Source organism: Rhodococcus sp. OS5, assembly GCF_056837585.1.
The window spans coordinates 143126-157315 of sequence record NZ_CM166368.1; the positions used below are offsets into that span (position 1 = coordinate 143126).

General features: G+C 64.3%; 12 protein-coding genes. 4 read left to right on the forward strand and 8 right to left on the reverse strand.

Features of this window, described 5'->3' with window-relative positions; translation table 11 throughout:
* Positions 1–29: 29 nt before the first annotated feature.
* Genes ACVZUB_RS00710 through ACVZUB_RS00725 form a run of 4 tightly spaced genes read left to right on the forward strand, consistent with a single transcriptional unit; the run spans position 30 to position 7008 of the window.
* Complete coding sequence (locus ACVZUB_RS00710; protein ID WP_019746323.1) at positions 30–665, forward strand: TetR/AcrR family transcriptional regulator; 636 nt, start codon at positions 30–32, stop codon at positions 663–665.
* Between the two features lie 24 nt (positions 666–689).
* Positions 690–2387: an AMP-binding protein gene (locus tag ACVZUB_RS00715; RefSeq protein ID WP_081557176.1), complete on the forward strand. Its 1698-nt coding sequence runs from the start codon at positions 690–692 to the stop codon at positions 2385–2387.
* The gene (locus ACVZUB_RS00720; protein ID WP_081557177.1) at positions 2384–5581 is read left to right on the forward strand and encodes a carboxyl transferase domain-containing protein; all 3198 of its coding nucleotides are present in this window, start codon (positions 2384–2386) and stop codon (positions 5579–5581) included. The genes ACVZUB_RS00715 and ACVZUB_RS00720 overlap by 4 nt, the downstream gene beginning before the upstream one ends.
* Positions 5582–5637: 56 nt before the next feature.
* The gene (locus ACVZUB_RS00725; RefSeq protein ID WP_003944134.1) at positions 5638–7008 is read left to right on the forward strand and encodes a sulfatase family protein; all 1371 of its coding nucleotides are present in this window, start codon (positions 5638–5640) and stop codon (positions 7006–7008) included.
* Here the strand turns inward: ACVZUB_RS00725 and cysC are convergent.
* The 8 genes from cysC to ACVZUB_RS00765 form a co-directional block, all read right to left on the reverse strand.
* Positions 7005–8885 carry an adenylyl-sulfate kinase gene (gene cysC, locus ACVZUB_RS00730; RefSeq protein WP_482628067.1) on the reverse strand — a complete coding sequence of 627 codons (1881 nt, stop codon included), beginning with the start codon at positions 8883–8885 and terminating at the stop codon, positions 7005–7007. The two genes, ACVZUB_RS00725 and cysC, sit on opposite strands and share 4 nt — an antisense overlap.
* Positions 8885–9799, reverse strand: a complete 915-nt coding sequence (cysD, locus tag ACVZUB_RS00735) for a sulfate adenylyltransferase subunit CysD (RefSeq protein WP_482628068.1) — start codon at positions 9797–9799, stop codon at positions 8885–8887. Before cysD ends, cysC begins: the two co-directional genes overlap by 1 nt.
* A complete protein-coding gene (gene stf0, locus ACVZUB_RS00740; protein ID WP_007735934.1) occupies positions 9796–10605 on the reverse strand; it encodes a trehalose 2-sulfotransferase in 810 nt (269 codons plus the stop codon). Before stf0 ends, cysD begins: the two co-directional genes overlap by 4 nt.
* Positions 10606–10727: 122 nt before the next feature.
* Positions 10728–11669 (reverse strand): copper resistance D family protein, encoded by a 942-nt coding sequence (locus ACVZUB_RS00745; RefSeq protein WP_003944164.1) that lies wholly within the window; start codon positions 11667–11669, stop codon positions 10728–10730.
* Between the two features lie 4 nt (positions 11670–11673).
* Positions 11674–12192 (reverse strand): copper resistance CopC family protein, encoded by a 519-nt coding sequence (locus ACVZUB_RS00750; RefSeq protein WP_003944137.1) that lies wholly within the window; start codon positions 12190–12192, stop codon positions 11674–11676.
* On the reverse strand, positions 12192–12866 hold the full coding sequence (locus tag ACVZUB_RS00755) for a YcnI family copper-binding membrane protein (protein ID WP_064688015.1): 675 nt from the start codon (positions 12864–12866) through the stop codon (positions 12192–12194). The genes ACVZUB_RS00750 and ACVZUB_RS00755 overlap by 1 nt, the downstream gene beginning before the upstream one ends.
* Positions 12867–12918: 52 nt before the next feature.
* Positions 12919–13434 carry a hypothetical protein gene (locus ACVZUB_RS00760; protein WP_003944165.1) on the reverse strand — a complete coding sequence of 172 codons (516 nt, stop codon included), beginning with the start codon at positions 13432–13434 and terminating at the stop codon, positions 12919–12921.
* A 14-nt stretch (positions 13435–13448) separates the two neighbouring features.
* On the reverse strand, positions 13449–14102 hold the full coding sequence (locus ACVZUB_RS00765) for a DUF6474 family protein (RefSeq protein WP_003944178.1): 654 nt from the start codon (positions 14100–14102) through the stop codon (positions 13449–13451).
* Positions 14103–14190 lie beyond the last annotated feature (88 nt).

Genomic DNA, 14190 nt, shown 5'->3' on the forward strand with positions numbered 1-14190 from the left:
TGACATTGACGTCAACGTCAACACACACTGTGACGGTGACCACCAGTGAAACGCAGGAGCGAGCGCGGACAGCCCGCAAACTCGGCGACGGTCCACGCCGTGCCGGACTGCTCGACACCGCTGCCCTCTGCTTCGGCGAACTCGGATACGACGCCGTGACGGTCGAGACGATCACGACCAGGGCTGATGTGTCCCGGGCGACCTTCTACGCGTACTTCTCGTCGAAGGACGAGGTCTTCCGCGCCGTCGCCGAAATGATGTGCCGACGCTTCCTCGACGCTCAGCACATGGAGGGCCCGGCGGCCGAGGATCTACGCGAAGTTCTCCGAACGACCACGTCGGCGTTCATCACGGCCGTGTACACCTACGGTGACCTGCTCGCGGTGATCGAGCATCGGGCGCGGGTGGATTCCGAGGTCGAGCGCAGTTGGTCGGCGGTTCGCGAAAAGCTCGTGAGCCGCTACGTCCGCTTTGTCGAACGGATTCGACAGGTTCACGACGTAGATCCCTGTGTTTCGCCCCCGGTGCTCGTTCAGATGATCTCGGACGCACAGATGGCCGGTGGAGCACGACTGAGTAAGGCGAGTGTCGAAGAGCAGAACCAGTTCATTGCAGATATGACGACGATGTCCGAGCGGTTGATCGGGTTCGAAGAGTCGAAATAGATTTTTTTACGAATGGAGTGATCGGTGGCAGAACAAGACGTGCTCGAAGCGGCTCTGGCGGAGATCTCTGCGCTGCAACACGCGCATTGGCCCGCCGGCATTCCCCGCGCCGTCGAGTATCCGCTCGAAGGTGGGGGACTTGTCGATTACTTGCGGCATTGGGCGATCGAGCGGCCGGATACTCCTGCCATCGTCTTCTACGGCCGGGTCATTACGTATTCCGAATACGACGAGCTTTCGGATCGTTTTGCCGGATGGCTGCTGTCACTCGGAGTCGAACGCGGCGATCGCGTCGGCGTTCACCTGGTCAATTGCCCTCAGTTCCATATCGCGATGCTCGGCATTCTCAAGGTCGGTGCGGTTCACGTGCCGATCAATCCACTCTTCCGTGAACATGAATTGATTCACGAACTCAACGATGCCGGCGTCAAGGTCCTACTGACGCAGAACACCTTCTCGAAGTTGGTGAAGAAGGTTCGCTCACAGACTCCACTCGAACACGTCGCGAAGACTGCAGTGTCGGACATGCTGACGGCGATCCCGACCGTCGAACTGCCCTTCGAGGTCGACGATCCGCGCCTGAGCGACTGGCAGTCGATCATCACCAGTGAGCGGGCGACTCCTGTCGCCACCGAACTCGATTCCCTCGCCGCCCTGAACTACACGGGCGGAACGACGGGAATGCCCAAGGGCTGTGAGCACACTCAGCGCCACATGGTTTACACCGCGGCCACCGCGACGCTTGCGGGCGGTGACCAGGTGGGTGCCAATCCGCCGGTGTCCCTGGTGTTTCTGCCGATCTTCTGGATCGCAGGTGAGGACTTCGGCATCCTGGTTCCGCTCGTCAACGGCGGAACCGTGGTCCTGCTGAATCGTTGGGATGCGGAGACCACGCTCGACGCTGTCGAGGCTTACGGCGTGACCTCGCTGGTCGGAACTGTCGACAATTACGTCGAACTGATGGACACGCCAGGATTCGCGGAGCGAAATCTCTCGACACTCCAGAACGTCATGGCAGTTTCGTTCGTTCTCAAACTCGATCCGGCCACGCGCCAGCGGTGGCGCGAGGCTACCGGCGGCGTTCTGCGCGAAGCGAGCTACGGCATGACCGAAACCCACACCGCGGACACGATCACCCTCGGCTTCCAGGACGGCGACTACGACCTGAAAAGCGAGCCGGTGTTCTGCGGAATTCCGGTGCCCGGCACCGACGTTCTGATCGTCGATCACGACGGCAGGCCGGTTCCCGTCGGCGAGCACGGGCAGATCATCGTGCGCAGCCCATCCATCCTTTCCGCGTACTACCGCAACGAGGGGGCCACCGCCGACGCCATCCGTGACGGCTGGCTGCAGACCGGTGACGTCGGAAAGTTCAGTGAGCGTGGCGGTTTGCACTATTTGGCGCGGAACAAGGAAATGATCAAGACCAACGGCATGAGTGTCTTTCCCTCCGAGGTGGAAGCGCTGCTCATGCTGCACCCGGCGATCGAAAAGGCTGCGGTGGTGCCGAAACCGGACCCGGACAAGGGGCAGGTGGCTTTTGCGTTTGTCCAACTGGTCGAGGGTTCCGACACTGTGGCCGACGAGATCGTCTCGTGGGCGAAGGAGAACATGGCCACGTACAAGGTGCCCGAAGTGGAAGTGCTCGAGGCGCTTCCGATGACAGCGACAGGAAAGGTGCGCAAGGGCGATCTGTTCGAGCGCACTCAGGGGGACAAGTGAGACTGCTGATTGCGAACCGCGGCGAAATTGCGCTGCGGATCATTCGAACTGCCCGTGAACTCGGGATCGAGACGGTGTCGGTGTACGCCGAGGACGACGCGTCCAGTCCGCACGTCGCGGCGGCCACGGAGTCGGTGCCGCTCGGAGCGTCGGGCGCATCCGCGTATCTCGATCAGGGGGCTTTGCTGAAGATCGCGGCCGAAACAGGCGCCACGCACGTGCACCCAGGTTACGGGTTCCTCAGTGAGAACGCCGAATTCGCGCAGGCGTGTACCGAGGCGGGCATCGTCTTCGTCGGCCCGGACGCCCAGGTTCTCCGGACTTTCGGCGACAAGGCCAGTGCCCGCACCGCGGCTGTCGACTCAGGAGTGCCGGTCCTGCCGTCGACATCGGCGAACGCCGACCTCGACGAGGTGCGTGAATTCTTCGAGCGCAATTCCCGCGGGATCATGATCAAGGCGCTCAGCGGCGGCGGTGGCCGCGGCATGCGCGCGGTGCGTGACCCGAAAGCACTCGACGACGCGTACCGTGTGTGTGCGGCCGAAGCCCAGTCGGGATTCGGCAGTTCGGCACTGTTCGCCGAGGTACTCAGTGAGCACGCTCGGCACATCGAAGTGCAGATCGTGGCGGCACCGGGGCAAGGTGGAACCCACGCGCTCGCTCTGGGTGACCGCGATTGCAGCGTCCAACGTCGCCATCAGAAGTTGATCGAGGTTGCGCCCGCGCAGGGGCTGTCGGGGGCCCTGCGCGATCGTCTTCACGCTGCGGCGGCGAGGCTGTGCGCCGAGGTCGGCTACCGCGGCATCGCGACGGTCGAGTTCCTCGTCGAGGAACGCGGCTTCGTCTTCCTCGAGGTCAATCCCCGAATTCAGGTGGAGCACACGGTGACCGAGGAGGTCACCGGAGTCGACCTCGTCTCCGTGCAGCTCGCGATCGCGGACGGAGTTCCGTTCGAGAACTTGGACTTGCCAACAGGGATCATCGCTGTCGAGAAGGGCTCGGAGACAGTCGGATCCGTGGCAAACGCTTCGGGAATCGCGATCCAGACCCGCGTCAACATGGAAACCATGACGCCGGACGGCAATGCGTTGCCCTCGTCGGGCACGCTCGACAACTTCACTCCTCCGGGCGGGCCCGGCGTGCGAGTGGACACCTTCGGTACGGTCGGACTCTCGCCGAGTGCGCGTTACGATTCGCTCTTGGCAAAGGTGATCACCCACACGCGTCGATCGGATTTCCCTGCCGCGGTGCGCAAGTCGATTGCCGCTTTGAGTGAGTTCGCCATCGGCGGCGTAGCGACCAACATCGAGTTCCTGCAGGCAATACTGTCGGACAAGGACTTCCGCGACGGCCTGGTCGACGTCGACTGGTTGGGTTCTCGATTGGCGGACCTCGTCCCCGACGTTGGCCCACAAACGCCCTCCTCGTCTGTGGACGTGGCACCGGACGAGGATGTGGTCCGTGCACAGATGGCGGGCATCGTCGTCGAACTCGCGGCAGTCGGTGACGGCGTCCATGCGGGTGGCCAGGTTGCCGTCCTCGAGGCGATGAAGATGCAGCATGTTCTCTCGGCGCCCGGTGATCTCGAAGTGGTCCGGGTCCTGTCGTCACCGGGGAGGTCGGTGGGTGCGGGCGAACCGTTGCTCGTCGTCCGTAGTGCAAGCGCGGGATCGAAGCTCGCCGAGGTCGACGAGGTGGACCTCGACGACGTGCGTCCCGATCTCGCGGAGATCATCGCTCGCCACGAGGTGACCCTGGACCCGGCCCGGCCCGCAGCCGTGGCGAAGCGTCACAAGCTGGGACGCCGGACTGCTCGCGAGAACGTCTACGACCTGGTCGACGACGACAGCCTGGTCGAGTACGGCGCTCTCGCGCTGGCGGCGCAGCGGAGTCGGCGAAGCGAGGAAGACCTGATCGCCAACACTCCTGCCGACGGGTTGATCGGCGGAGTGGCGACCATCAGCGGCGGCGAGAGCGTCGTGATCTCGTACGACTACTCGGTGCTCGCCGGTACCCAGGGCATGCGCAATCACGCCAAGACCGACCGCCTGCTCGAGATCGCCGATCGCAAGCGAGTTCCGGTGGTGCTGTTCGCGGAAGGTGGCGGCGGTCGCCCCGGTGACACCGACGCCGGCGCCGGGGCGGGCCTCGAGCTGGGAACCTTCCGCGCCATGGCGGCGCTGAGCGGGCGGGTGCCCATGGTCGCCGTCGTGTCCGGGCGCTGTTTCGCAGGCAACGCGGCCCTGGCCGGCGCGTGCGACGTCCTGATCGCGACACCGGACGCCAACATCGGGATGGGTGGTCCTGCCATGGTCGAGGGCGGCGGGCTCGGAAACTTTCGCCCCGAGGACATCGGCCCCATCGACGTGCAGCGCCGCAACGGCGTCGTACACCTGGTCGCTGACGACGACGCTCATGCGGTGGCGCTGGCCAAGCAGTACCTCGGCTACTTCCAGGGTGCGAGCGGAGAGTGGACCGCTCCGGATCCGCGGCTCTCGCGGCATGTGGTGCCGGAGAATCGCCTGCGCTCGTACGACGTTCGTGGAGCGATCGACGCAATCGCGGACGTCGACAGCGTCCTGGAACTGCGTCGAGACTACGGACGCGGTGTAGTAACCGCACTCGTTCGTGTCGAAGGAGTTCCGTACGGTGTGCTGGCGAACAGCAGCGAGCATCTCGGCGGCGCGATCGACGCGGAAGCCTCGGACAAGGCTTCGGATTTCCTGGAACTGCTCGAAGCGCACCGCATCCCTCTGGTGACGCTGTGCGACACACCGGGATTCATGGTGGGCCCGGATTCGGAGGAGGAGGCGACGGTTCGAAGGTTCGGCAGGTTCTTCGTTGCCGGTGCTCGCCTCACCGTGCCGTTCGGAACGATCATCCTGCGCAAGGGTTACGGGTTGGGCGCCATGGCAATGGCCGGTGGTTCCTTCCACGCCCCCGAGTTCACGGTCGCGTGGCCGACGGGCGAGATCGGGCCGATGGGTCTGGAAGGTGCTGTGCGTCTCGGTTTCCGCAAGGAACTCGAGTCCGTCGAAGATCCGGTGGCTCGGGAAACGCTGTTCGGTCAGTTCGTGGAACTGGCCTACGCACAGGGCAAGGCGCTGATGGCGGCGACCACGTTCGAACTGGACGACGTCATCGATCCGGCCGATACCCGCGGATGGATCAGACAACTCTGCAGAAACAGTTGAGATCCTGCTGATTCGAGCTGTTGCCGCACGTGGGCGGGGCAACTAGCCTTGCCCACGTGTCGGCTGCGCGAGATAACGTCCTGATCATTCATTGGCACGACCTGGGGCGGCACCTCGCGAGTTACGGTGTCGCCGGGGTCAACAGCCCCCATCTCGACCGGCTGGCGGCAGAAGGCATCCGGTTCACCGACGCACACGCGACGGCGCCGCTGTGCTCGCCTTCGCGCGGATCGCTCTTCTCGGGCAGGTATCCGCACAACAACGGTCTGATCGGGTTGGCGCACCACGGCTGGGAGTACCACGCTGAGGTGCAGACGCTCCCGCAGATCCTCTCCGACAACGGTTGGTACACCTCGCTCTTCGGCATGCAGCACGAGACTGCGTATCCGAAGCGACTGGGCTACCACGAGTACGACGTCACCAACTCGTTCTGCGACTACGTGGTTCCGCGTGCCCAGAACTGGCTACGACGCTTCCCGCCCGAGCCGTTCCTGCTCACCACGGGATTCTTCGAAACGCATCGCCCGTACCCCGCCGATCGCTATACCCCGGCGGACACCGCAGCCCTGGAGGTCCCCGGATACCTTCCGGACGTGCCACAGGTGCGCGAGGATCTGGCCGAATTCCACGGCAGCGTAGAGGTGGCCGACGCCGCGGTGGGGGAACTGCTCGCGACCCTCGAGGAAGAGGGGCTCGACGAGAACACCTGGGTCTTCTTCCTCACTGATCACGGCGCGGCGTTCCCGCGTGCCAAGTCGACGCTCTACGCCCCGGGTACCGGTATTGCCTTGATCGCTCGGCCTCCCGCGCGGTATCGCAGTGGCGGAAAGGAATACGAGACACTGTTCAGTGGTGTGGATCTTGTTCCGACCATTCTCGATCTGCTCGGAATCGACGTCCCCACCGAGGTGGAAGGGCGCTCGCACGCCGATGCCCTCGTCGACCGCGGAACTGAACCGTCCGAACCCGTTCGTACTTCCCTGTTCACGGAGAAGACCTTTCACGACAGCTTCGATCCCATTCGTGCGGTGCGAACCAAGGACTACAGCTACATCGAGAACTACGCCGTCCGCCCGGCTCTGGATCTACCGCTCGACATCGAGGACAGTCTTTCCGGAAAAGCGCTCGGCACCGAGCATCTTGCGGTACGCGCACCCCGGGAGCTGTACGACCTCCGTGCCGACCCGGACGAGAAGATCAATCTGATCGATCGACCGGAAGTCTCGGCAATACAGGCGGAATTGTCCTCGCAGCTTCACACGTGGCGCGCCGAAACCGACGATCGTCTCCCGGACGAGGCATTGGGAAGCGCGATGGCGGTGCACCGCATGGCGGCGTACCTCGAGAAGATCGGTGTCCGACCCAACGTGCGGTCCGCCTACAGTGCGGACCGCGGTTACCTCGAGTCGGACACCGAAAATCCCTAGGGCCTTGCGGCTTCGCGCTCTTCCAACAATGCGATGACCCGCTCGACCAGCTCGTTGATGTCAGCGCCGGTTGTGTCGAATGCCAGGTCCGGCTCCTCCGGCGTCTCGTAAGGCGCGTCGATTCCGGTGAGCCCCTTCAGTTCACCCGCCCGCGCACGAGCGTACAGGCCCTTGGGATCTCGACGTTCGCATTCTTCGACGGGAGTGGTGACGGCAACTTCGAGGAAGGTGAGTCCGGCAGCTTCGTTGAGAGCGCGCGCAATTGCTCGATCCGAACGCAGCGGCGAAACCATCGACGCGATCGCCACGACGCCGGCGTCGGCGAACAGTCGAGTGAGATGACCGACGCGTCGGATGTTCTCGGCTCGGTCTCCCGGCGAGAACCCGAGATCGTCGGAGATACCGTGGCGGACGTTGTCACCGTCCAGCAGATACGCGGTGCGTCCCGCGTCGACGAGCGCACGTTCGACAGCGACTGCGACGGTGGATTTTCCGGATGCAGGTAGGCCGGTCAACCAGATCGTCGCGCCCCTCTGGGTGGTAGACGCCCATCGCCGTTGACGTTCGAGTGAGGACGGATGCCACTTGATGTCGTTGCGGGTCTGCTCGCCGGGAACGACGACGCGTGGTTCGAGAATGGTGCCGGCGCCGACGGTGTCGTTGCTCTGCTCGTCGATCAGGATGAAGGCGCCAGAGTCCCGATTGTGGTCGTAGGTGTCGGCGACCACCACGGAACTGGTTCGGAGCGTGACCGTTCCGATGTCGTTGAGTCCCAATTCGACTGGGCTGTCCTGCTCGTCGAGCGTTTCAGGATCGAGACGGGTGTGCAGTTCTTGGACGGTCGCTCGCACGGTCCTGGACGTGTGTTTGAGCGCTATCCGATCGCCCGCGCGCAACGGTGTGTTGGACAACCAGCAGATCGTGGCTTCGAGTTCTCGGGCCAGAACCGGCAGATGAGCCTGCGCACCGCCACTGACCAGAACGTCGCCACGTCCGACGTCGATGTCGTCGGCCAGTTCCACCGAAACCGACAGTGGTGCAACGGCAGTACTGCGGTTGTCGTCGAGAGTATCCAGACTGATCACGGTGCTCTTCGATCCGGACGGCAGGACCACTACCTCGTCTCCGACGCTCAGTGTGCCTGCCGAAATTCGGCCGGTGTACCGGCGCCGATTCTGCGGATCGGGGCGCGAAACCCACTGCACGGGAAGCCGAAGTTCCTCGATGTGGGTCGCGGGCGCATGGAGTTCGACGCCTTCGAGGTACTCGAGGAGCGTCGGTCCCTGGTACCACGCGGTGTTCGCGGACCGCGTCACGACATTGTCGCCGGCTTTCGCGGAGACCGGTATGGCGAGTACGTCCTCGCGTCCGACTTGCCGCGCCAAGGCCCGCAATTCTTCCTGCACCTGAGCGAATCTCGCTTCGTCGAAGTCCACCAGATCGATCTTGTTCACCACGGCTACAAGGTTCGGAACACCGAGCAGTGCGGCGATTCTGGCGTGCCGACGCGTCTGACGCAACACGCCGGTCCTCGCGTCGACCAGCAGGACCGCTACGTGAGCGTTGGATGCTCCGGTGAACATGTTGCGCGTGTAGCGTTCGTGCCCCGGGGTGTCGGCGAGTACGTAACTTCTGGTCGGGGTGGAGAAGAATCGGTACGCGACGTCGATCGTGATGCCCTGTTCACGCTCGGCACGTAGTCCGTCGGAGAGTGCAGCCAGGTCGGCGACACCGTGCTCGTCGGTCACGGAATCGAGGTGATCGGTTGGCAGGCTGTCGGTGTCGTGCAACAGTCGTCCGATCAGCGTGCTCTTGCCGTCGTCGACGCTACCCGCCGTTGCCAGCCGCAGGAGTTGGCGAGTGATGGTGGTCGTCATCAGAAGTAGCCCTCACGCTTTCGGTCTTCCATCGCGGCGACCGACGTTCGGTCGTCTGCGCGAGTCTCGCCTCGTTCGGAAACCGTCGCGGCCGAGATTTCGGTGACGACGTCGTCGATGGTGGTGGCATGAGATCGAACGGCGCCGGTGATGGTCAGATCGCCGACGGTTCGATATCGCACCCACTCGGTCGTTGCCGCGGCGTTCTCGGCGTCGGTGCTGAATTCGGAAGCAGCGAGGAGCATTCCGTCACGCTCGAATACCCTCCGCTGGTGCGCGAAATAGATGGACGGCAGTTCCAGTTCCTCCTGGGCTATGTAGCGCCAGATGTCGAGCTCGGTCCAGTTGCTCAGCGGGAAGACACGAACGGACTCGCCGCGTCTGATCCGACCGTTGTAGAGCGACCACGGTTCGGCCCGTTGCGCTCGCGGGTCCCACTGGCCGAACTCGTCACGGAAGCTGAGGACTCTTTCCTTGGCGCGCGCACGTTCCTCGTCCCGGCGGGCGCCGCCGAACGCGGCGTCGAACCTTCCAGCTTCGAGAGCGTCGAGCAGGGTTCTGGTCTGCAGGCGGTTTCGCGATCCGCTGGTCTCGGTCGACTCCTGCACTCGACCCTGGTCGATCGAATCCTGAACGGAAGCAACCAGAAGTGTGTGCCCGCCCTCCTTGATTCGGCGGTCGCGAAATTCGATGACCTCCTCGAAATTGTGACCGGTGTCGACGTGCAGGACCGGGAAAGGGAGTGGGGAGGGCCGAAACGCCTTCTCGGCCAGACGAAGCAGGACTATCGAGTCCTTGCCGGCCGAGAAGAGCAGTGCCGGTCTCTCGAGTTCTGCCACCACCTCTCGAATGATGTGAACCGCTTCGGATTCGAGAACTCGGAGTTCGTCGACGACATCGGTGACGGTGCTCATGTGACGGGATATCCGTTCTGTTCGGCGTCGATGCGATAACGCTGCACCCATTCGCGGGATCGTCCGTCGCTCTGACGACGCAGCGGCGGTGGCGGGGCCAGTTGTCCGTCGAGGCCGAGGGAGATGAGGGTTTTTGCGACCACGGATTGCGGGTCTTCGGTGAGATCGCGGAACCCGACTTCGATGGGAGAGATGTCCTCTTCCTCGAACCAACGCTTCCATTGGCGTTCCTGCTCACCGAGAATCGTCACCAGGTGCGCGATTCCGACTGCGTTGTACTGCGCACCGTCCGAGAGATTCGGTGGAGTCGCGTCGTCGCGCCAAACCTGTGTCTGCACGGCGCGCCACATCGACACAGCTTGAGCGACGACATCTTCTCGATAGACATGGATGAACTGCAGGTCGTGATCGAGGGTGTCGTGGAGTGCGGAACGTAGGTCCGTCCCACTGCGCCAGGGCAATCCGGCCGCGCGATCGAGTAGGAGCGGCGTCTGGTTCCACATCAGCTTGCCACCCCAGACTCCGTTGGGGGTTCGGCCGAGTTCGAGAAGTTGTGTGCGCCACTGTTCGGAGGTGCGAGTGTCCGGCGTGCCCGGGTGGAACGGGGCGAGCAGACCCAGGACGGACTCGTCCGTGACGTCTTCGAACCACTGCCTCGGTTGCGGCGATCGCGAGGTCTCGGGGAGGTACTGGAAGAACTCTTCCGGCTCACCCGCGACCCCGGTTGCTCGCAGGGATTCGACCAGCAAAGTACTGCCGCTGCGCTGCGAAGCGCAGACGAGAAACGAGCGTTGGGCCTCCGTCATGCGAGCAACGCTAAGGGGGGCCGGAAACCGCCGCAAGCTGGGAAAATAAACTCACGTAGAGGTTAAATCTCGACGTGAAACGTTAAATGTGCGGGTCACGAAATGTCGCGCTGAGGCACGTCTTACGCAGTTGTCGCAAGGGCCGCGGCAAGCCCGAAGGCGATGGCCATGAAGACAACTTCACCGATGGCGCGACGCAGGGATCCGTCCGAACTCATGCGGTGTGCAGCGCTCGCGACCACCCATGTCCGGCGCCACCACCATCCCAGGGCGACGAGCAGTCCGATCGCCACGATCTTGGCGAGGATCACCCGGCCGTATGCGGTGTCGTAGAAGGCGGAGAGTGAGTCGAGTCGCACGACGGCGTTGACGATACCGGTGACGACCAGCGCGAGGACGCATCGCCAGGCGAGAGCGGAGTACTTGGGCAACCAGATCGCCCAGGCACCGCGCGACGGTACGGCAAGCGCGAGTGCGGCGAGCACGCCGAACCACAAGGCCGCAGCGAGGACGTGAACGGCGTCGAGGATCGATCCGAAGCTCTGCTGCGCCATGTGCCCGGTGATCGGGCGGGCAGCGAGCGCCAACGCGGAGACGACCAATGCCGGTGCGACGGGCACCGTCTCGGGATTGGTGAATCCGTAGATGCCGTAACAGACGACGGCAAACGCGCACGCGATGATCGCGACGCCGACGCGGCCGACGTTGACCTCGGAGACGAATGCGCCGAAGTGCCCGATGGTCAGCGAGGTGACCGGGGCGCCGTCGGCCGCTGCGGCATTGAGCACGAGGAGCGTGATCTCGGCGACGAGCCACACTGCTGCCACCGCGGTGAGCTGAGTCCACATGACGGCGGGGGTTGTTGCCGGGCGGCGTTCACTGCGGCCCATCCAGGCGAGCGTCGCGATGCCGAGCGTCAACGAACCACATCCGATCGCGAGAACGCGGACCGTGCTCGACGATTCGGGTCCCGACGGGCTGGCGAGGCCCCAGGCGATCAGGACTCCCAGCAGAGCTGTGGGTACGGCAAACAGCAACCACCACCTGTTTGCCGTACCCGTCACGCGATCAGCTCGACTTCGGCTTACGGAGCACGAAGAACAGCGCACCGCCGAACACGACGACGCCGGCGACGATGAAGATCCACACCGGCATGCTGCCGGACTCCGACTCACCCGTACTCGACGCGGCGGCAGCGCCGGGAGTGCCCGACCCCGCCTCGGTGAGGGTGAACGTCAGGGTTCCGTTGACGGGGTGACCGTCAGCGGAGGTGACGCGGTACGCGATGGTGTAGACGCCGGTCGGCCCGAGATCGCCGAGGTCTGCACTGACAGTGGGTCCTTCGACGGACGGATCGCTCTTGGTCCAGAGGTTGCCGTCCGGGCCGGTGACCGTCAGCGCCGCGAACTGTGCCTGCAGAGCCTCGTTGAACGTGACCGAAACCGTGTCAGGCGCAACCTGAATGGACGCACCGTTTTCCGGGTTGGAGCCGACCACCGCGGAGTGTGCACTGGCCGTGCCCATTCCGAGCATCGTGGCCAGCATCGCGAGCATGCCGACGGCGATGACCTTGATCCGGGTACTCATCAGCGCTTGCTCCTGACCAGTGCGCCGAGGCCGAGTGCAGCGCCCAAAGCGCCGAGCACCAGGCCGACGCCGCCTAGCCAGCGGGCGGTGTTGTCCGACGAAGAGTCAGCGGCTTCGGATGCGGCGGACGTCTCGGCAGTGTTATCGGCAGAGGGGGCTCCGTGGGCATCGCCGGTGGACGCGGCGAGAGTCAGCGTCGGGGCGGGCTTGTCCGGCTCGCTGCCGTCGGCAAGCTCTTCCTGATCCCAGTTGACGACGTTGCCGTCGCTGTACGTCTGGACGGCCTTGAACTCGACCTCGTCCTGCTCCGGCAGCGGGCCGGCAGAAAGGACGAACTGCTGGAACTGGCCGGGGGCGATTCCGACGCCGGGGTCGGCGGTCCACGTCACGGACTTGGCGACCAACGAGGTGGGGTCCTTCTCCACGACGGCGGTCCAGCCGGGCATCGGTTCGGTGCGTGCCGACTTGAGGTCGGGGAGCGCCACCGTCAGCTTGGTGGTCGAAGCGGTGTCGGATTCGGTGGGCACGCGGAACGTGAGAACGGAGTATCCGCCCTGCGCAGCTCCTGGTGCGACAACGCTGACGTGTGCTGAAGCAATTCCGGCGGCCAGCAGCACGGCGCTGCCGGTAGCGACGGTCGTGACAACCGCGCGCGAAATCAGGGTGTTCTTCATGTCGGGAAGTGTCCTCTTGGTCTGGTGAAGGGGTGGGGCGTTCTACGAATCTTCAGACCAGGGCAGGAGGACCGCGCCGCGAGATGCTGGCGCGAAGTAGAGCGTCGACAGGTCCGTGATGGATTCCGGTCGAGACGGTGTGGCCGCGGGAAGTGACAGCGGCGGGAGCCAGAGACGCCAGGACGACGTGGAGAGCGTGGGTGACAACGCGGTAGAGGCGCTCGGCGGCCAGGACCGCCACCGCACAAGCGACGGTGGCACCGGCGTGAGCACCGAGCATCACCAATCCCGGAGCGGGCGAATGAGCGTGCTCGGAGAGCGTCATGGTGGTGTGCGCGGCCAACTGACCCAGACCCAGAGCAACGATCAAGGCAGCGGGCCCCCGTGAGAGGGCGGGAAGGGTGGCCGTCACGGCGCCGACGGTTGCGCAGACGGCGAGCAACAGGGTCAGCGACGACGACTGTGGCAGCTCGCCTCCGCCGATTCCATGCGCGGCAACAGCGAGAGCAGCCGAAGCGGAACCGACAGCTGTCCCCCGGAGGGTCGCGGTCTGCTCGGCTGCTCTCACTGGCGTTCTCAGGTCTAGCGCACGCCGAGACGTGCGAGCAGATCTGCTTCGACGCCGTCGAGTTCGGAAGAAATCGCCTGGTGAGCTGCTTTACGGCGAGCCTGCGGCATCTGCTCGGCAGCGCGAACTGCCGTGCTGAGGTCGCCGAGGCGCTCACGGATGGCGGCGGCGAAACGCTGCGTCTCCGCGTCGTCGGGCTTGCGGCTGAGGATCTCGGTGACCGAGCTCTCGGCGCCGGCGATACGAGCGCTCAACTTCGCGCCGTGACCGGTGTAGTCACCGAGCTGGTCGACGGCGATGCCCATCTTCTGTGCACGCGTGGTGTCGAGCTGGGCGCGCACCGCCGTGGCTGCGCGGTAGGCGATCGGCAGGAGAACGGGGGCAAGCAGACGTGCCACTCCCAGGTACTTACGCACCTTGGCGACGGTCAGGCCCTGATTCGCAGCGGCCTTCTCCTGCGCCTTCAGGGTCGCGATCTGCGCCTTTTCGATCTTGTGCTGTGACTCGATCTCGGCTTTCTCCAGCTTCTTGAGCGACTTGGTCTCGACCTTGTCGCGCTTACGCTGGCTCTTGGCGTTGAGCTTCGCCTCGACCTCAGCCTTGTGCTTGAGAGCCTTTGCCTCCGCCTTGCGGGTGGCACGAGACTTTCGCTTCTTGAACAACCCCATCGAAAAGGACCCCGTTTCCAGGTGTTTGTGTGTTGCCAGGTACCTGCGCTTCGGCTTCAGCCTAGGGGAGCACATAATCTTCGTCATC